At 44.1% G+C, this 18,517-nt stretch carries 17 protein-coding genes; 4 read left to right on the forward strand and 13 right to left on the reverse strand.

Annotation, left to right across the window (positions count from 1 at the left end):
- Positions 1-100: 100 nt before the first annotated feature.
- The 8 genes from LN893_RS12995 to LN893_RS13030 form a co-directional block, all read right to left on the reverse strand.
- On the reverse strand, positions 101-769 hold the full coding sequence (locus LN893_RS12995) for a heme exporter protein CcmB (RefSeq protein ID WP_229970696.1): 669 nt from the start codon (positions 767-769) through the stop codon (positions 101-103).
- Between the two features lie 365 nt (positions 770-1,134).
- On the reverse strand, positions 1,135-1,815 hold the full coding sequence (gene phoU / locus LN893_RS13000) for a phosphate signaling complex protein PhoU (protein ID WP_229970699.1): 681 nt from the start codon (positions 1,813-1,815) through the stop codon (positions 1,135-1,137).
- Between the two features lie 58 nt (positions 1,816-1,873).
- Positions 1,874-2,638, reverse strand: a complete 765-nt coding sequence (gene pstB / locus LN893_RS13005; protein WP_229970701.1) for a phosphate ABC transporter ATP-binding protein PstB — start codon at positions 2,636-2,638, stop codon at positions 1,874-1,876.
- Positions 2,639-2,734: 96 nt separating this feature from the next.
- On the reverse strand, positions 2,735-3,592 hold the full coding sequence (pstA, locus tag LN893_RS13010) for a phosphate ABC transporter permease PstA (RefSeq protein ID WP_229970702.1): 858 nt from the start codon (positions 3,590-3,592) through the stop codon (positions 2,735-2,737).
- Entirely contained in the window at positions 3,585-4,490 is a 906-nt protein-coding gene (gene pstC, locus LN893_RS13015) for a phosphate ABC transporter permease subunit PstC (RefSeq protein WP_229970704.1), read from the reverse strand. The genes pstA and pstC overlap by 8 nt, the downstream gene beginning before the upstream one ends.
- Positions 4,491-4,543: 53 nt before the next feature.
- Positions 4,544-5,548, reverse strand: coding sequence for a PstS family phosphate ABC transporter substrate-binding protein (locus LN893_RS13020; protein ID WP_229970705.1), 1,005 nt, complete (start codon positions 5,546-5,548; stop codon positions 4,544-4,546).
- A gap of 215 nt (positions 5,549-5,763) precedes the next feature.
- Entirely contained in the window at positions 5,764-6,951 is a 1,188-nt protein-coding gene (locus LN893_RS13025) for a porin (RefSeq protein WP_229970707.1), read from the reverse strand.
- Positions 6,952-7,113: 162 nt separating this feature from the next.
- Positions 7,114-8,439 carry a porin gene (locus LN893_RS13030; RefSeq protein WP_229970711.1) on the reverse strand — a complete coding sequence of 442 codons (1,326 nt, stop codon included), beginning with the start codon at positions 8,437-8,439 and terminating at the stop codon, positions 7,114-7,116.
- Between the two features lie 412 nt (positions 8,440-8,851).
- On the opposite strand from LN893_RS13030, the gene LN893_RS13035 reads away from it, so the two are divergent.
- Positions 8,852-11,662 (forward strand): TonB-dependent receptor, encoded by a 2,811-nt coding sequence (locus LN893_RS13035; protein ID WP_229970713.1) that lies wholly within the window; start codon positions 8,852-8,854, stop codon positions 11,660-11,662.
- Positions 11,663-11,708: 46 nt separating this feature from the next.
- Positions 11,709-13,073 (forward strand): beta-helix domain-containing protein, encoded by a 1,365-nt coding sequence (locus LN893_RS13040; protein ID WP_229970716.1) that lies wholly within the window; start codon positions 11,709-11,711, stop codon positions 13,071-13,073.
- Positions 13,074-13,214: 141 nt separating this feature from the next.
- Here LN893_RS13040 and LN893_RS13045 read toward each other — a convergent pair whose 3' ends face one another.
- From LN893_RS13045 to LN893_RS13065, 5 genes are all read right to left on the reverse strand, one after another.
- Entirely contained in the window at positions 13,215-13,379 is a 165-nt protein-coding gene (locus LN893_RS13045) for a hypothetical protein (protein ID WP_229970718.1), read from the reverse strand.
- A 169-nt stretch (positions 13,380-13,548) separates the two neighbouring features.
- Positions 13,549-14,541 (reverse strand): AAA family ATPase, encoded by a 993-nt coding sequence (locus LN893_RS13050; protein ID WP_229970720.1) that lies wholly within the window; start codon positions 14,539-14,541, stop codon positions 13,549-13,551.
- Positions 14,542-14,707: 166 nt separating this feature from the next.
- Positions 14,708-15,208 (reverse strand): hypothetical protein, encoded by a 501-nt coding sequence (locus tag LN893_RS13055; RefSeq protein ID WP_229970722.1) that lies wholly within the window; start codon positions 15,206-15,208, stop codon positions 14,708-14,710.
- Between the two features lie 259 nt (positions 15,209-15,467).
- Positions 15,468-15,854 carry a hypothetical protein gene (locus LN893_RS13060; RefSeq protein WP_229970723.1) on the reverse strand — a complete coding sequence of 129 codons (387 nt, stop codon included), beginning with the start codon at positions 15,852-15,854 and terminating at the stop codon, positions 15,468-15,470.
- 316 nt (positions 15,855-16,170) lie between these two features.
- A complete protein-coding gene (locus LN893_RS13065) occupies positions 16,171-17,271 on the reverse strand; it encodes a DUF8457 domain-containing protein (RefSeq protein WP_229970725.1) in 1,101 nt (366 codons plus the stop codon).
- A 33-nt stretch (positions 17,272-17,304) separates the two neighbouring features.
- Between LN893_RS13065 and LN893_RS13070 the strand changes: the two genes are divergently transcribed.
- Both LN893_RS13070 and LN893_RS13075 read left to right on the forward strand, forming a co-directional pair.
- A complete protein-coding gene (locus LN893_RS13070) occupies positions 17,305-17,625 on the forward strand; it encodes a 2Fe-2S iron-sulfur cluster-binding protein (RefSeq protein WP_229970727.1) in 321 nt (106 codons plus the stop codon).
- Between the two features lie 157 nt (positions 17,626-17,782).
- Entirely contained in the window at positions 17,783-18,379 is a 597-nt protein-coding gene (locus LN893_RS13075) for a thymidine kinase (RefSeq protein WP_229970729.1), read from the forward strand.
- Positions 18,380-18,517 lie beyond the last annotated feature (138 nt).

Here is an 18,517-nt window from a genome sequence, read left to right on the forward strand (position 1 = left end):
ATATACTTTAATCTATTCCTTAGCTATTCTTGCCCCGCTTTTCCGAGACTGATTTCTATGTTACTTTAAAAATCTTGTGTCTTGATACTTGTGTCTATAATTACGAACGCCAAAGGTACGGGAATAAGATATAAGAAACAGTGACAACAATCATGTTTATGGCAAGCAAGGTTAGCAGTTCGTCGAGACTGGAACTGCGTTCAAGGCCGTCCATCGCATTTTTAGATATTTTAATCAGCATGAGCAGCATCGGCACAATGACTGGAAAACTCAGTACCGCCATCAGAGTGCCGTTGTTAGATGCTTTAGAGGCAATGCCTGAAATCATGGTTAAGGAAGTTGAAAAACCGATGGCTCCCAACACCAACGAAAGCAGGAACATAGGTATATCATCTACAGGATTGCCCAGCACCAGCGCATAAAATACAAAGCAAATCAGGGCCAGCACCAGCATCAGCAGTGTGTTATACACTATTTTGGCCAGTATTACCCCCTGCGGGCTCACGATAGAGTAAAAGTAGAGTAGCCGCCCACGGTTCTCCTGCATAAAGCTTTTGGCTATGGCATTTACCGAAGTAAACAGCAGGATAATCCAGAGGAGCGCATTCCAGACAGGTGCATCTAAGACGCCAGACCGCATACCGAAACTCAGGAAGCACACAAACACCGTGCTGCTGACGTACAGCAACATACCATTAAAAGCATACTTCTGGCGCCACTCCAGCACTAAGTCTTTCTTTACCAGGTATAAAACTTCTTTAAAAAGCACCGTCTCCTAATTTTCCGCAAAGTTACGACACAAATAGTTGGGAAGGTAGTTTTAGAGGTTTAATTGCTCGCTAGGTTGCTGTTTGAATGATTTTTGGCTTGGAATTGCTCTACATATTGAGAAAATGAACAGAATTTCAGACTTTGTTGTGCGTTTTTACTGACAAATGGAAAGGTATAGAAAGCGTTAAGAGTGCTATTATTCTGATGCCGTTTGGTTACCAGTGAAATATACAGCAGTGATCATATTGATGGCTTTAGCAAAAAAGAACACAAAAAAAAGCACGAACCGCTGTAGTTCGTGCTGCATATAATCTAAAGCTGTTGGCAGAAAGATCAGTAAGGTGTTGGCAACTTGTTAACACCTTACTGATCTTTCTTTTTCTTTTTGCGGGCCTTGTGGCGTAGCACTTTAGCGTCACGGTAAAAGATAATCTCTTCGGCAATATTAGTTACCTGGTCGCCAACACGCTCAAGTTTTTTGATGATGTTGTACAGGTGCAACCCAACTTCTATGCCTGCAGGATTATTGTTCATAAAAGATGCGATCACCTTATCTGATTTGCGGTAAATCTTGTTGAGAAGTTTATCCTGTTTTAAAATTTCACGTGCCGCTACAGGATCGTAAGTAATAAGGACTTGGCGGGATGCAACAAACATGCTGAGCGCAACATCATACATCTCGAGCAGACGGCTTTCTGCGGCAAGCTCCTGGGAAATAGGTTCGTGCAGTTTTTCTACGATGCGGCAAATACCTTCTGCTGTGTCGCCTATACGTTCTAAATTAGCGTTAATTTTAAGTACAGAAAGCACTTGGCGAAGGTCTACGGCCACAGGATTGAACAGGGCAAAGAAGTTCTCACACTGCCGATCTATCTTCACGTCATAGCGGTTTACCTTTTTCCCCAGCTTTATTACTTTGCCAGCGAGCTCTACGTCGTTCGTTAGCATGGCTTCGCGGCTGCTGCTAAGCTGGTACTCTACTATGTCCCACATCTCCAGGAGTTTTTCCTGAAGCTTGTTTAATTCTATATCTATTTGTGGCATAAAGTCTAATGTCTAAATGGGTGAGATTACGTACGCAAGAACAAAAGTCTGGTGCTGCCTAACCGAAGCGGCCCGTGATATAGTTTTGTGTACGAGTATCGCTCGGACTAGTAAAAAGTGCCTTTGTTTTAGAGTGTTCTACCAACTCACCCATATAAAAGAAAGCTGTATAATCGCTCACACGACCAGCTTGCTGCATGTTGTGCGTTACAATTACTATGGTGTAGTCGTTCTTCAGTTCGTGAATAAGCTCCTCAATTTTTGCCGTTGAGATAGGGTCAAGAGCAGAGGCAGGTTCATCCATCAGCAACACAGAAGGCGAAATAGCCAGAGCGCGTGCAATGCAAAGGCGCTGCTGCTGCCCTCCCGAAAGGGCTAGTGCCGATTTGTTCAGGTTATCCTTCACTTCGCTCCATAGCGCTGCCCGCTGAAGCGACTTCTCAGCAGTTTCCTGCAGAACAGCTTTATTCTTTATGCCTTGTAGCCGCAGCCCGTACACTACATTCTCGAAAATACTTTTGGGGAATGGGTTTGGCTTTTGAAACACCATACCCACTTCTTTGCGAAGCTCATCTACCCGAATTTTTTTGTCGTAAATATCTCTGCCGTCTAACAGAATATCACCTTCTGTTCTAAAGCCCTCGATAAAGTCGTTCATGCGGTTAAAAGTGCGCAGGAACGTAGACTTGCCACAACCCGACGGACCAATAAAAGCGGTTACGGCTTTTTCCTCCATGGCAATGTCTATACCTTTCAGTGCATGGAAGTTGCCGTAATAGGCGTTGAGGTTTTTAGCCTCCAGTTTATATACTTTCTTACTCATTGTTGATGACGATAGATGTAAGGCACAAGCTTAAAATATACTCTAATTTACAAATTTGAAAGCTTTGTGCCTTCATGTTGATGCCTCGCATTTAGTTTACCACTTCACTTTCTTCTGCTGCCTCAATCTGAGGTATACGGCAATTCCGTTCAGTAGGAAGGTAATGCAGAGGAGTACAATAATGGCACCAGCTGCGTTCGTTAAAAAAGCCTCTTGTGGTCTGGAGGTCCAGTTGAAAATTTGAATCGGTAATACGGTGAATTCATCCAGTGGTGTGGTTGGGGCAAAAGGTACGTAAGCCAGCGCACCAATCACGATAAGCGGAGCCGCTTCACCTACTGCTCTGGAAAGCGCCAGAATGATACCTGTCAGTATACCACCAAACGAAGCAGGCAGCACCTGGTTCCAAATTGTCTGCCACTTAGAAGCTCCCAAAGCATAGGATCCGTCTCTTACGCTACGCGGTACTGCTTTTATAGACTCACGGGTAGTTACAATGATAATAGGCAAAATTAGCAGCGACAACGTAAGCGCCCCAGCTAGCAAACTGCCCCCTAAGCGCATCTGGCGTACAAAAATCTCAAGGCCTAGCAAACCATAAATGATAGAAGGTACACCAGCCAGGTTGGCTATGTTTATTTCCAGAAAATTAGCCAGCTTCGTTTTCCTTGAGTACTCTTCCAGATACACAGCAGCGCCTACGCCTAGCGGGAAAGCTATAACGGCAGTAAGCACGAGAATCCAAAGCGTGCCTGCCCAGGCAGTATAAATACCTGCACTGCTGGCTCTTCTGGAAGGCAGGCTGGTCAGAAAGTCCCAGTCGATGCGGCTTATGCCGTCTATGGCAATATCGATAAGGAAAACCGCCAGCACAACCAGCCCGATTAAGGTGCAGAAGATGCCAAAGATTTGGAAAGCCTTATCTTTATATCGGTTAATGTCTGAGTTAGTCATACTTTTCCTGGTATTTCTTTTTGATCCAGAAGCTGATGTTGTTCAAGGCAAACGTGAAGATGAACAGTGTTAAACCAGCGGCAAAAATAGTTCTATACTCCAGCGAGCCATGCGGCACATCGCCTAAACTTACCTGTACAATATAAGTGGTAATGGTTTCGATAGGCACCAGTGGGTTTAGCGTCAGGCGCGGCTGCTGGCCCGCAGCAATGGCCACAATCATGGTTTCGCCAACTGCCCTGGAAATAGCCAGAATAATAGAAACCAATATACCTGAAGATGCAGCTGGAACCATTACGCCAAAAGCCGTTTGCAAGCGGGTGGAGCCCATGCCGTAGGCTGCTTCACGCAAAGAGCGTGGCACGGCGCTAATAGCATCTTCGCTGAGGGAAGAAATCATGGGGATGATCATGATGCCCATAACGATGCCAGCTGAAAGTGCGTTGAACCCAGCCAAACCAGGAATAAACTGCTGCAGAAAAGGCGTAACAACCGTAAGTGCGAAAAAACCATACACAACCGTAGGTATGGTAGCCAGAACTTCCAGCAGAGGCTTTATAATGGCTCTGAAAGTGCCATGGGCATACTCATTCAGGTAAATGGCAATAGTTAAGCCAATAGGCAGTGCTACGGCTATGGCTATAAAAGTGGTGAGGAAGGTGCCTGCCACCAGCGGCAGTATACCGAACTTCTTATCGGCAAACAGGGGAGTCCACTCTTTTTCTGTCAGGAACTCTACAATAGAGACCTCGCTAAAAAAGCTAACTGATTCTGACAGCAGTACCCAAATAATACCTACTGTAACCAGTATGGTGATGGTGGCTGAGAGCCACAGCAAGCCCTCAATAATTTTTTCTGATTTTCTCAAGGTGCTGAAGGTGCTGTTTAGGTGAAACATAAGTATAGCTTTGGCTTTGATGAATGCGGAAGCTATACTTGTGCTTTGTTTAGCTATTGTTGATTGTTTGCACTGGCGCCAACACCAGTTGCGAACTTCTGAAACTTCTGCTTCTGCTTGTTATACTCTTCCTCTGGCAGGGGAATATAACCCACTTCCTGGCTAAGTTCACCAGCGTTATCGAGGTAGAAGTTAACAAACTCAACCACTTCTGGTCTGGCTACTGCCTTAGAGTTAACGTAAATGAACAGCGGACGGGAAAGTGGTGTATAAGAACCGTCTTTTACTGTTTCTAATGATGGCAGAATTGCACCAGTGCCGTTGCTATCGTCTTCGTCGTTAACAGGTATTGCTTTCAGCTTACCCTTGTTTTCTTCGTAATATGCATAGCCGAAGAAACCCAAGGCATACGGGTCTGTCGAAACACCCTGCACCAACACATTATCGTCTTCGCTAGCGGTATAGTCGCCGCGGCTGGAGTGGCTTTTACCAACAATAGCCTCTGTAAAGTAATCATAAGTGCCAGACTCTACGCCTGCGCCATATAAGTGAAGCTCCTGGTCTGGCCACTCAGGGCGTACCTGATTCCAGCGTGTAATAGTGCCTTGTGCGCCTGGTTCCCAGATTTTCTTTAGTTCTGCTACTGTAATATCTTTTACCCAATCGTTCTCTGGGTGTACTACAACCGTTAAGCCATCGTAGGCTACCGATAGTTGTTCAAAAGAAATATCATTTCCTTGTGCCGCAGCCTGTTCATCGGCATTCATAGCACGCGAGGCATCTACTATGTCAATATCGCCACGGGTGAATTTCTTCATGCCGCCGCCTGTGCCTGATACACCTACCGTTACTTTAACGTTAGGAGCCTCCGTGCGAAATTCCTCTGCTACAGCCTCTGTAATAGGGTAAACGGTAGAGGAGCCGTCTATTTGGATGCTACCAGTAAGGTCGCTGTTCTCTCCCTCGCTGGTGTTGCCACCGCAGGCAGCAAAAAACAAAGAACCGCTAATCAGGAGTGCTGTGTGCAGCTTCTTATTTGTAAGCTTAAAATTTAACATAAGCCAGGTTATAGTTTTATGGTTGATTTTTGGAGATTGTTAGAATACTATGTCCAATTTTTTGCTGTATACTTCAATGTGGATTAAGTAGTTATAAACAGCAGGGCAATCGGGCTGAGAAGAATGTTATGGTGTGATTTCTGTTGCAAAGTTCTGCACAAGTAAGCAGACCCTCTAATGTGGATTGTTATGTTATTGTTAAGTTTTTATTAAGATTAAAGCGATAACTCCATCTGTAACCTAGCCTGTAGATAATCATCTATATTAGGCTGCCTTATGAGCGTAAAATCGCTTTGTACTTTTAAGTTGTGCCCCACAATATACCTGGAGATGCCAAGGGTGTATTGCTTTTCTGGAATGATACTTGTTGCTGCTGTAGGAGAGAAGGATGTGTAGCGACCTGCTATCTCCCAATCAATTGGGAAAACATATCCTACCTGTAAGTTTAAGGCTTCGCCTGTTACAAAAGTCTCTTCTACAGTGCCAAAATCAGTTCTGCTTACCACGGGGCCATTCAGAGCTTTACGGTTAGCATATTCGCCCATAAAAGACAAGCCTCTAAACTTAAACATAGCATCTACAAACCAGGTGCTCAAATCACGTTTCTCGCTCAGGAAAGAACCTAACTGGCCACGTGATCTGGAAGCATTATCGTTATAGTCGTAGGAGGCGGCTATAGCAAGTTTAGGGGTGGGCTCCCGTTCCAGGTCACTAGATACATAATCACCATCTCCTATAAACTCGCCAAACGGAAGCACCTCCAGGCGAGCAGTATAATCATAGCCACCTGTATTGGTTACAGTAATGTTGCGGCCTTCACCCATAGATACGGAACCTATCTCGCGAAATACTACTCCGCCAATAGCATGCTCATTACGCAGTTGTATGCCAGCGTCACGATCTAGGTTAAACTGAGCGTTTAGAAGGCTGCGGTCTACGAATTGTAGGTTCTGAGAAGAAATAACACGCTCCCGATTTCCTGGTAACTTTGTCTGCCCAAACCATAAGAATAAGGTTTCTGTCATTTGCCACTTCGCAACAGCGTCCAGAACAACATTATCAGCTTGGTTGTTCTGTTCTAACAAGCCACTACCGATGTCGCTGTTGCTAAGGCCCAACTCAATTTTATAAACTACTCTAGGTGAGAGAACAAATCCATCAAACTTCAATCGTGCTCTGCGAATCAGAAAGCGGTCGTCCCAGTTCTTCGTTTCCTCATTGTGTTCACCATGATACAACATCTGAAAACGAGTGCTGAACTTAAGGCTAAAAGAAGAGTCGGCGGCTATGAAACGTAGACCGTTGCCAAACTTAGACTTGTTTATACTTTGTGCTGATGCTTTGGAAAACCATAGTAAGGAGGTTAAAAAAGCAAGTATAACAGCTAGCTTGTAACGGTTCACGATTACCTGAGTTTGGTGAGAGTCATAATTTAGATTGGTTCTTATACTGTAGAATTGAAGAAGAGGGTACAGCTGATGCAGAAAGAAAAATAAATAGGCAGTAGCACGCACTCCTGTACGAAAACGGCTATACCTACCGCTTTCGTACAGGAGTGCATGCTGCTAAAAGTTAAATTGAGCCTGAAGACGTAGCCTATTACCAAACTGCCTGTTGTAGAGATTGGCAGCGTTGCTTGTGGTGCGGTCAGCAATGCTATAGTCTGCTACCAGTTCGAAATTTTTGAAAGGTTGCCATTCTGCTCCTATTTCTGTTTCTGCAACCCTGTGGCTGGTCGCATCGCGTTCGTGCTTTTTGCCGCCTTTGTAGTATTGCAGCTTTATAAAAGGAATAAGCACCTGGTTGCCTACCTGCATTTTGTACATAGTTTGGGCATAGCCACCATGCAGCGGCTTAACTTTTATAGAAGAGGTAGCAGCGTCAAATTCAGGGCCACGGCCAACATTGTACTCTGCCTGAAAACCAAGTCTTTGCGGATACACAACCAAACTAGCGGCTACACGTTGGTCTATAAATCCTTCTTGTAGTTGTTCTTCTGACCCCACTTTTACGCCTGATGAAAGTTGATCTGGAGTAACAACATATTTACCAGAGTATGCCTGTATGCCTGGTTCTATAAATTGACCGTTAGCTAGCCTGATAGGGTAAGCAATACGGGCTACTGTATGTAGCTCATCGTTAGCGTCTGGTCTGTTGGCGGTTTGCCCGTTGAATACACCTAACCCAACTACACCGTAGTCTCCACTTCCTTTTAATCCTAAGCTGGTAAGCTCCTCAAACCGCTCTCTTATCTTTGACGGTGCCCAATAGAACATTACGGCCAAGTCGCGTTCATTCGCTAAAGCACTATTGATGGCGTCGTTACGATCTAGCGCCAAGCGGTTGCTGCTAGATTGCATGTTTTCGAAGCCATAGGGTATTTTGCTCTGCCCGATTCTAAGTCTAAATTCTTTCTTGGCGTCTAGCGCCAGGTCAAAATAAGCATCACGGAGTTGTACAAAGTTTAGGGTGTTACCACCAGGAGAGGAAGCAAAGTCTGGTTGGATATAAATAAATAGCCTCTCGTGAACATTGCCGCTGAATATAATACGTGTTCTTCTGATGAAAAGGCCGTTACCAGCTCCAAGCGACTTATCGCATTGGTCGCATTTTAATAATGGGTTGGTTTCGAGCAGGCGATTATACCTTACCTGTGCATAACCACGGATCGAGATTTTTTTATACCACGGAGTTTTACCAGGAGCCTCCTGTGTAGGAGCGGCAACATAAACAGTGTCAGTAGGTGCAAGGCTACTACTAACAGCTGATGAGGAATCTGCTGTAGTGTTTGAAAGTGTAGCGTTACTAGAATCAGATTTACCTGATGCATTGTTTGCCAGAAAACTGGCAGATAACAACAGAGCAGCTGCTCCGCAAATAAAATTTTTCACTTATTCCGATTAAGGTGAGAATTAATCAATTGCCAACTATAGTAGTCTCTTTTCTATAGCTGTAAACCTGCTTTTACAATTACAAGCGGGCAGTTAGTCAGGCTGCTGTTGCGCTTGTAATTGTTTGCGATGCAAAGTAACGGAAGTAATGTTACCCGTTCTTTAAGTCAATGTTAAGCCAATGTTAAGATTTGTACGATGTGTGTGCAGTTCTTGCCTGTAAGAGTGTGCTTTATGAGTAGAGACTTGTGTTGTTTACATGTTCTTAATATAGGCTTTAATCTAAATTAACATACAGATAACAATGTGTTAACATTGAGCGGTTAGGTTTAACATTAAGATAATTAGTGGATAACACTGACTTAAACTGACTGGTCTACTTTTGCAGCGAGACTAAAAACAAAGTATATCAATGAAGTTCTTATTTACATTTCTCACCATTTTCACCACTTCTTTTTACGGTTTTGCCCAACAAGCTACACTTAAGGGTAAGGTGACAGATAAAATCACTGGCGAAGACGTTATCGGAGCTGTGGTATTTATTAAAGGTACTTCTAAGGGAGCCACCACAGATTACGAAGGTAACTATAGGTTACAGTTAGAGCCAGGTGCCTACACGCTTTCGGTAACTTTCCTTTCCTATAAGCCATTCGAAACAGCTGTAAACTTAAATGCGGGTCAGACCTCAACCGTAAACGTGCAGCTAGAGCAGAATGCACAAGAAATTCAGGCGGTTGAAATTGTAGGCGCGCGACAGACTAACACTGAAGTGGCCGTGCTAGAAACCATGCGCCAAAGCGAAGTGGTCGTAAGCGGTGTGTCGGGCGAGCAGATCTCGAAGTCTATGGACCGAGACGCAGCCGCCACAGTAAGACGTATACCAGGCGTTACAGTAATGAACGATCGCTACGTGATGATTCGCGGTATGAGCCAACGCTACAACACTGTAATGTTGAATGATGCTCTAACGCCGAGTGTGGAGACAGATTCCAGAGCTTTCTCATTTGATTTGCTGCCCACCAGCGTTATAGATAGAATCCTAGTTTATAAAAATGGTTCTCCAGAACTGCCAGGCGAGTTTGGCGGTGGTGTGATAAAGCTATACACCAAAAACGTAGTTGCTGAAAACTCCACTTCCATCGGTGTGTCGGGCTCTTACAGAGCAGGTACGACTTTCAACAACTTCTTAATTGATAAAAAAGGACGCACCGATTTCTTGGGCTTCGACAACGGAGACAGAGCTATACCAGGTACAGTGCCAGCCAACATGGGGCAAATGAACAGAGGTGATGAAAGGTTGGTGAATATTGGTCGTGCCTTCCCGAACACATGGGCGCCTAACTCATCTACGGCCATGCCAGATCTTCGCTTTTCGCTTGGGGTAAACCGCCGCTTTGATCTTGGTGCTATAGAAATGAGTTCAGTATCGGCCATTTCTTACAGTAATACCAACACCTTAACAAAGGGTACATTCAAAACCTACGAGGACTATGATCCTACTTTAGGCTACAGTAATCCACAGCTAAACTTTCAGGACGAAATGTATACAAACAATGCACGTCTGGGGGTAATCAGTAACTGGTCAGCACGCATTAACAGCAACAACAAAATAGAGTTTCGTAACTTCTTTAACCAGCTGGGTGTGAGCGAAGTGCTACAAAGAGAAGGAACAGACGATACAGGGACTCCAGACAGGTTACAGCGTAACTACTCGCTACGCTACGAGAGCCGCAGCATTTACTCTGGCCAGTTGCAGGGTACACATGACTCTGATGATAACAAAACAACCTATACCTGGACAGGGGGGTACTCTTACACAGGAAGAAACGAGCCAGACTACCGCCGTTACCGCACAGCATACGATCAGAATGCAGATGCCTACAGAATAATATACTCAAACATTGTTACGCCAACAGACTTGGGCCGTTTCTACTCAAAGCTTAATGAGCATGTGGGCATGCTAAGCGGACAAGTAGAGCATCGTTTCAATACAGCTGACTCTACTGCCGAAAATGCACCAGTAATCAGAGCAGGGTTTTATGCAGAACGTAAAAACAGAGATTATGCAGCCCGCTTCCTGAGTTATGCACCTTCTAACTCAAGCAGCTTTGACTCTAGGTTACCGCACCTGCCAATTGAGCAGTCTTTTGCACAAGAGAATATAAACAGCTCTACTGGCTGGAGTATTATAGAGCAGCGATTGCCACTGCCGATATACGATTATGATGCTCAAAATAATCTAATAGCTGGTTTTATCGGGGGAGCGGCTCCACTTTCAGCAAGATTATCAGCTTCTGGTGGCGTAAGGGTAGAATATAACAACCAGTTGCTACAGGGTGTTAGCCAGACTTTTGAAAAAATTGATCAGAGCACGCCAAAGCTAAGCATTTTACCTTCTGCTAACTTTAGCTACGAAATTACATCGCGTGCCAAGTTACGTGCAGGTGCCAGTGTTAGTGTTAACCGCCCAGAGTTTCGTGAGCTTGCTCCATCACCTTACTATGACTTCGTAAACCAGTTTGAAGTAAGAGGAGAGCCTAGCTTGGTAACGGCAACAATATACAATAGCGATGTGCGCTACGAGTTTTATCCAAACCCATCCGAAATATTCTCAATAGGTGCATTTTATAAATACTTCAACAAGCCTATAGAAACAGTTTTTGCAAATACGTCGGGTGGTAACACTATCACTTTTGAGAATTCTAAAAGAGCTTATAGTGTAGGTTTGGAGGCTGAAGTAAGAAAATCATTGCTTAACCTTTCAGAGTCAAGGCTTATACAGAATACCTCGCTGGTGCTGAATGCAGCCTTAAACAAAAGTGAAGTACAGATAACAGACGAAAGAGCGGCATACCAGCCTGGTACACGTCAAATGGTAGGACAGTCTCCTTATGTAGTAAACGCAGGTTTATACTATCAGGATGATGCCAGCAACCTACAGGTTAATGTGCTTTATAACGTAATTGGGCAGCGCATATTTGCCGCTGGTGGTAACCTGCGCCAGACAATTTACGAGATGCCCCGCAATCAGATTGATATCTCTTTAACAAAGGGCATAGGAGAGCATTTCGAAATTAGAGCAGGCATACAAGATCTGCTAAACCAGAAGACACGCCTGATCCAGGATTCTAATGAAGATAATAAAATTACCTCTGTAGATGAGTCTTTCAGAGAGTATCGCAGAGGGCAGTATTCAACTATAGGAGTTACCTATAAATTCTAAATCGAAACCATTAACAATCTCAACTTATAACACTTTAAACATGATTATGAAAAAGTTATTTAATTTACTGTTAGTTGCTTTTCTAGCGGTGTCTTTTGTTGCTTGTACCGATGACGACGATGATGGTGGAACTCCTGTAACTGGACAGCCATTAACAACATCGCAGGAGAATGGTATGACGGTAGTTTCTGGTTCAACAGATCAGGATTTCACGATGAGAGCCAACACCAAATACTTACTAAGAGGTTTTGTGTACATTAAAGATGGTGCTACACTTACTATAGAGCCTGGTACTGTAATTATGGGTGAGTCTACCTCAAGAGGAACCTTGATAGTTGAACGTGGCGGTATGATCATGGCAGACGGTACTGCTTCTAACCCTATTGTGTTTACTTCTGACCAGCCTGTAGGTTCTCGTGCTACTGGCGACTGGGGTGGCTTAATTATTTTGGGTAATGCTCCTGTAAACTTGGGTTCTAGCGCAGAGATAGAAGGTGGCGTGAACAGAGAGTACGGCGGCAACGATCCTAACGACAACTCTGGTGTACTACGTTATGTACGTGTTGAATTCCCTGGTGTAGCTTTCCAACCTAACAACGAGATCAACGGTATTACATTAGGTGGCGTGGGTGCTGGTACTACAATCGACTATGTACAGGTATCACACTGTGGTGACGACGCTTTTGAGTGGTTCGGTGGTACAGTAAACGCAAAACACCTAATCGCTTACAAAACTGTTGACGATATGTTTGATACTGACAATGGTTACGCTGGTAACCTGCAGTTCCTGGTAGGTATCTCTGATCCTGATATAGCTGACGTTTCTGCTTCTAACGGTTTTGAATCTGATAACGACTCACAGGGTAGTACTGCTACACCTATTACGGCTCCAACTTACTCTAACGTAAGCTTATTCGGTCCGCTTGCTACTAACCCAAGCGCTACTGTAAACAGCAACTATGGCCGTGGCTTACACATTCGTCGTAACAACCAGACTAAACTGCACAACTCACTTATTGCTGGCTGGCCTACAGGTCTGTTGTTAGACGGTACTGCTACAGAAAACAACGCTACAGCTGGTTCTATGAGAATTCGTAACACCGTTATTGCAGGTACTCCTGCAGGCAGAGCGTTAACTGTAACTTCGACTAGCACTTTCGATCTTGCTTCTTGGTTCAACGCTTCAGCCAATGGTAACAGCGTGGTAGATGATGCTTCTACTTTAGGTATAGCTGGTTCATTCACACAAAATGGAGCTCCTAACTTCTCAACAGGTACTCCGCTACAGTCTGGAGCTAGCTTTGCAGATTTAGGAAATTTCTTTGAGCAGGTAAACTATATCGGCGCTTTCGGTACTACTGACTGGACTTCTGGTTGGGCTAACTGGACTCCAAACGAAACAGCTTACTAGTACTGCTTTAAGTTATAATATTGATTGCACATGTATGGGTGAGAAACATTCGTTGCAATCATTAGCAGGGTGGCTTAGTCTCCCACTTTGCGTGAAACCCGCCAGTTCTGGCGGGTTTCTTGTTTTTAGTAGGGGCACAAGTTAAAAATCCGCACCACCAGTTCCTCCTACAAAATACTGATACAGGAAATAGAGGATAACTAAGATAACTATAAACCCGATGCAGCCGCAGCCACCTCTTCTGCCGCCTCCGCCGCCACCAAAGAGTTTCCTGAGTAGCCAAAATCTAAATAAACCTCCTAGCATATTTCTTTCTGTTTAAAATTGTAAATGCCCTTATACCTGAATTCTTAAGCCCCATGTCGGGTGCTGAAGTGTTCAGGAAGGTTTACGGAGGGATAAGAAAGCATGTTGTTACCTTGTCTGCCAAATGTAGAGCAGACAAGGTAAATGCAGATTTAAAATATGAGTGGTATTAGCTGATAGGTACTTTGCGTAGAATGGCTTCTATAAAATCTTTTGTTTTGATGCCATCAGCCTCTGCTTCGTAATTAAGTATAATCCTATGGTTCATGACATCATGTGCCACTTCCTTTATATCTTCGGGTAGTACATAATCCCGCTCGTCAAAATACGCTACAGCCTTGGCTGCACGGTTTAAGGCTATGCTTGCCCTTGGCGATACACCAAACTGTATATATGGTGCAAATTCGTTCAGGTCGTATTCGGCTGGTCTGCGGGTGGCAAAAACAAGCTCAATTATATACTTCTCTAGCGTTTCAGATATCTGTACCTGGTTTATTTCGCTCCGGATGTCAAAAATATCTTCTTTAGAAAGCACTTTGGTAACAGGGTCGTTGAAAGACATATTGGACATACGGCGCATAATCTCTAATTCATCTGCTTTTTTAGGGTAGTCGATGTACACCTTCATCATAAAGCGGTCTACCTGTGCTTCGGGCAGAGGGTAGGTTCCTTCATGCTCTACCGGGTTTTGGGTAGCTAGTACCAGGAAAGGTAAATCTAGCTTATAGGTAGTTTCGCCAATAGTTACCTGTTTTTCCTGCATCGCCTCCAGCAGTGCCGACTGTACTTTGGCAGGAGAACGGTTCACCTCATCGGCAAGTATAAGATTAGCGAAAATAGGCCCTTTCTTTACTTCAAAGGCCGAAGCGTTCTGGTTATAGATCATGGTGCCGATCAGGTCCGATGGCAGCAGGTCTGGTGTAAACTGTATCCGCTGAAAGTCGAGGCGTAGTGCCTTAGAGAGCGAGTTGATGGTAAGTGTTTTGGCAAGGCCAGGAACACCCTCCAGCAAAATATGGCCACCTGTAAATAAGCCTATCAACAGGCGGTTAACCATGTAAGACTGCCCTACAACTGCCTTGCTCACCTCGTTGAAAACCTGTTTTATTTTCTGCTGATGTGCCTTTATTTTCTCCTGAAAAACCAATTCGTCTGTTGCCATGCGTTTCCGCTAAGGTTATTGTATGTGCTAAATATAAGTAGAAGCAGGCATTACTGCCAGTACAAAGGTAAGCAGTGCTCCTGTTTCTTTAAGCTATAACGTTGCAATAATAAAAAAAGCGCCCTGAGGCGCTTCTATGGTTCTGTTTATGTTAAGTATGAAATGCTTATGCTGCTGCCTGAAGGCTGTTTTGTGCTTTAGACTTTACCTGCTTTAGGCGGTCCTTTCGTGCTTGGCGTACCATTTCAGCCAGGCTATTAGCGCTATCGTGCTGTATGTCTAACGACAGGATCATTACTTGCTTAGGAGTTGTTACCTGAATGCAGTTGCGACGCGTCATCATATATAGCATTACAAAGAAGCCGCTGATCAGGGCAAAGGAGTCGTCATAATACACCATAAGAGCAGCCAGTACGCCTAATGTAAGATATGATGTGTTTCCTAAGGTTTTTACTTCCCAGTTGGTGATATCTTCCAGCATAACAGAAGAGGAGCAACGCAAATCCCAAGGCTTATACTTTTGAATAAGGCGGTGGGTCGTAAGCGTCAGCTTCTTATCAACGGTCTGGACAAGGAGTTGCTCTCCACAAAACAGCTTGGTGGAGTCTACAGCTAAAAGGCTGTTAAGTTTGTTGCGGATTGGGTTGCGTAGTAATGTAAGTAGCACGGCTTTGGGTTTTTGTAAGGATGATTCCAAAAACCACCAAATGGTTGCATCGGTAGTGCGCAAAGATAATTTTTTTATTTAAGTTCAGATGCTGTTGTAACACCTTTTTTGAGAATATTTATGAAATTTTTCTTTATCTGCAAACAAACACATCCTGCCAGTCCTTCTTTAGATAAGCATATGCTATTCAAACAAATAGGCGCATGATACAACGTAGTGTCATGCGCCTATTTTATAAGTAAAGACTGTTAGAAGCTCTCTATAAGTAATAATCTCCTTCGTGTCCGTGTGCACGTTGGTTTTTAAAGCGGGCAATGTCAGCCTGCATGTTATCGTAAATCTCCTGTACTTCTTCCGAATCTTCCGTTAGCGGCTTAATATGTTCACTCAGAAGTTTGGCAGCCAAAGGATAGAACTTTGAATCGTCTGTATTTTTAGCATTAACTCTGAACGCGCTTACAGCATTATCCAGTTTTTTTAGTGCAACAGGATGCTTGCTTTTAAACTCTTGAATAGTGTCGCGAAGCTTCTCCCGTATCATCAGGTATAAATCCTCCTCAAACGTTGTTCCGAAATCGTCGTCATCCTCTTCGTCCTCGAAACTATTCAAATCAAATTCGTCATCGTATTCGAAATCATCTTTCATGGCTGATAATAAGGTTTTTAGTTGATAGTAGGCGCTTTTTTTCTCTTTACTTTCATTGTATACTTGTTTAGAAAAGACATGGTTGAGACTTTTTTAAATAAGTGTGCATTATGCAAAGCAGTAGTATGCAGCTGCATAATTAGTGGTTGCTAATGGTTTTTGCAAAACCTTCGGTCCAATTTTTCAACTTATTTTGTTCAATTTTGTGCAAAGCATTTAGCCTGAGACTTAAGCTCTTAAAATTACACTACAAAGCAAAAAATTAGCGCCCGCAGCTAAGCTGCGGGCGCTAATTTTTTAAGTATGAAAAATGGGCTCAGGAGAACTTTCGTTCGATAAGCTTCAGAAGCTTCTGTACGTTTTCCTGCTTTTTACTCCAGTCGTATTTAGGAGCAATTTCATGATTAACGTAATTGAAGGCCTGCTCAGGAGTTGTAAATCCATCCAGGGTAGAAATCATTTGGTAGTAGGTAAGGTTATCGCCATCGAATAACTCATTGATAAAGCTAAAGCGTTGGTTGATAGAAATAGAGTTCTTTAGCGAATCAATTTTACGGTTGCTATGCGAATCGGCAAGTGAAGCAGGCGTTTCCTTACGGAAATTGTCGTTTAGCGTCGGCCTGTCGTTTCGGAAACGCTCGCTTAGGTTCTGGTTAGGCACTGGCGTGGCAGGCGTAACTGGCGCAGAAATTTCACGCTGTGCATTGTTGATAGGCGCTACCACTTCCTTTTCCTGAATTGGTGCGGCTGGAGTAGGTATAGCCACTGGAGGCGCTGGCGTAGCGGCAGGAGCTGGTTTGCTAACAACTTCATCAGGCGTTACGGGCAGTAACTCGCTAAACTTGGTGGTAAGTTCTTCTATCTTTGTTCTGCTGCTTTGGCTTGCGCCCACGTATAGCCTAAAGCGGCTAATAATATAGTCGCGATCTCTGTTAGAAGGCGAGAGAGTTTCTATGAAGCCTGCAAAAAGGGGCTTGTTTATGTCAATGTACTTCAGGTTGTCCTGCAGCTTAGGCAGTGTTATTTCCTCTTGTATGCGCAGGAACTTCTCTTCAAAAGTTACCACGGGGTCTAAAACCAACAGAAAGGTATCGTGAATAGCTTTTTGCAACAGGGCCTCAAACACGTTTCGCTTCATGAGAATCTTGCGCGACAGCACATTCATAAAGTTCAAGAGAGCCTCCTTCACATCCTCGTGCTCATAATCAAAATAAGGACTGCGTAGATTGGCCATTTCGTGCTGCCATTGTTGCAAGAGCTCCTTTATTGCAAAAAGGTTTACCTGCTTAATAGGAGTAAAACCAATAAGTTGCGGCCCGTTAACAGTATCGTGCGAGGCAAAGTGGCGGTCGCATAACAGATTTGCGAGGTCTTTGCTGTAACGCTCTAGGTGTAATTGATTATATTTGTCTTCCATTTAGATTTCTTTCTCCTGTAAAGTTAAAAAAATATGCCAAAGTTAACTGTGCAAAATCTTGCCAACAAAGAAGTATTTGTGCGGCAGGGGCAAACGGTGCTAAAGGCGCTGCAGGAAGAAGGACAGGACTGGATGCATGCCTGCGGAGGCAAAGGCCGCTGCACAACTTGCCGCATTATTGTACTACAAGGGATGGAGCATTTTGCACCGTTGACAGCCTGTGAGTTGAAGTATAGGGAGAAGGGACGCATTGAAGACAACGAGCGGCAAACCTGCCAGTGTACCATGGTTAGTGGAGAGGCAGTTGTAAAGGTGCCTGAACAAACAAAGCTGCCGCACCTTAATTATAGTTAGAAAGTTAGAGGGTGGAGAGAGTTAGAAGGTTAAAAAGTTGGGAAGTTAGAAAGTGAAGAGCTTCAACTATGGCAATCAAACATCTAAGCCATTCCTTGTTCAACACATTACCGCATCAGTACATTAGCAAATTACCGCATTAGCACATTATATAGAAATGTTTATTGAACCACGCGTAGGTAACGAGAACCACGCACACAGAAGAGGATGGATTGAAGTAATCTGCGGCTCGATGTTTTCTGGCAAAACCGAAGAGCTGATCAGGAGGCTGAACAGAGCAAAGATTGCAAAGCAGAAAGTGGAGATCTTTAAACCTACCATAGATAAGCGTTATCATGAGGTGGATGTAGTGTCGCATAACGATAATTCTATACGTTCTACTCCTGTAGACTTTGCACAGGACATGCTGCTGTTAGGTGGTAGTTGCGATGTGGTAGGCATAGACGAGGCGCAGTTTTTTGATGAGGGTCTGGCAGAGGTATGTGTAAAGCTTGCCAATAGCGGCGTGCGAGTTATAGCAGCTGGGCTGGATATGGATTATCTTGGAAAACCTTTTGGACCAATGCCTGCCCTGATGGCGGTGGCGGAATACGTTACCAAAGTACACGCCATCTGTGTGCAATGCGGAGATATTGCTACCTACTCTTACAGAAGCGCTGCCTCAGAACAACAGGTGCTACTGGGCGAAACCGATTCTTATGAAGCCCGTTGCCGCCACTGCTTCTTGGAAGGAACGAAGAAAGCAAGGAAGTAGCAGTTCTGGCTTTAATTGTTGGATGTTTGTAGTTGAAAAGCTGTGTGGTTGGATGGCTGGTAGGCATAGAATTTTAAAGCACTTCACTTTATCCTTTCATAATTCCTTGTTCTTAAACGGCACGGCTGTAGTATAGAC

The sequence above is a fragment of the Pontibacter harenae genome (assembly GCF_020907245.1).
Taxonomy (GTDB): Bacteria; Bacteroidota; Bacteroidia; order Cytophagales; family Hymenobacteraceae; genus Pontibacter; species Pontibacter harenae.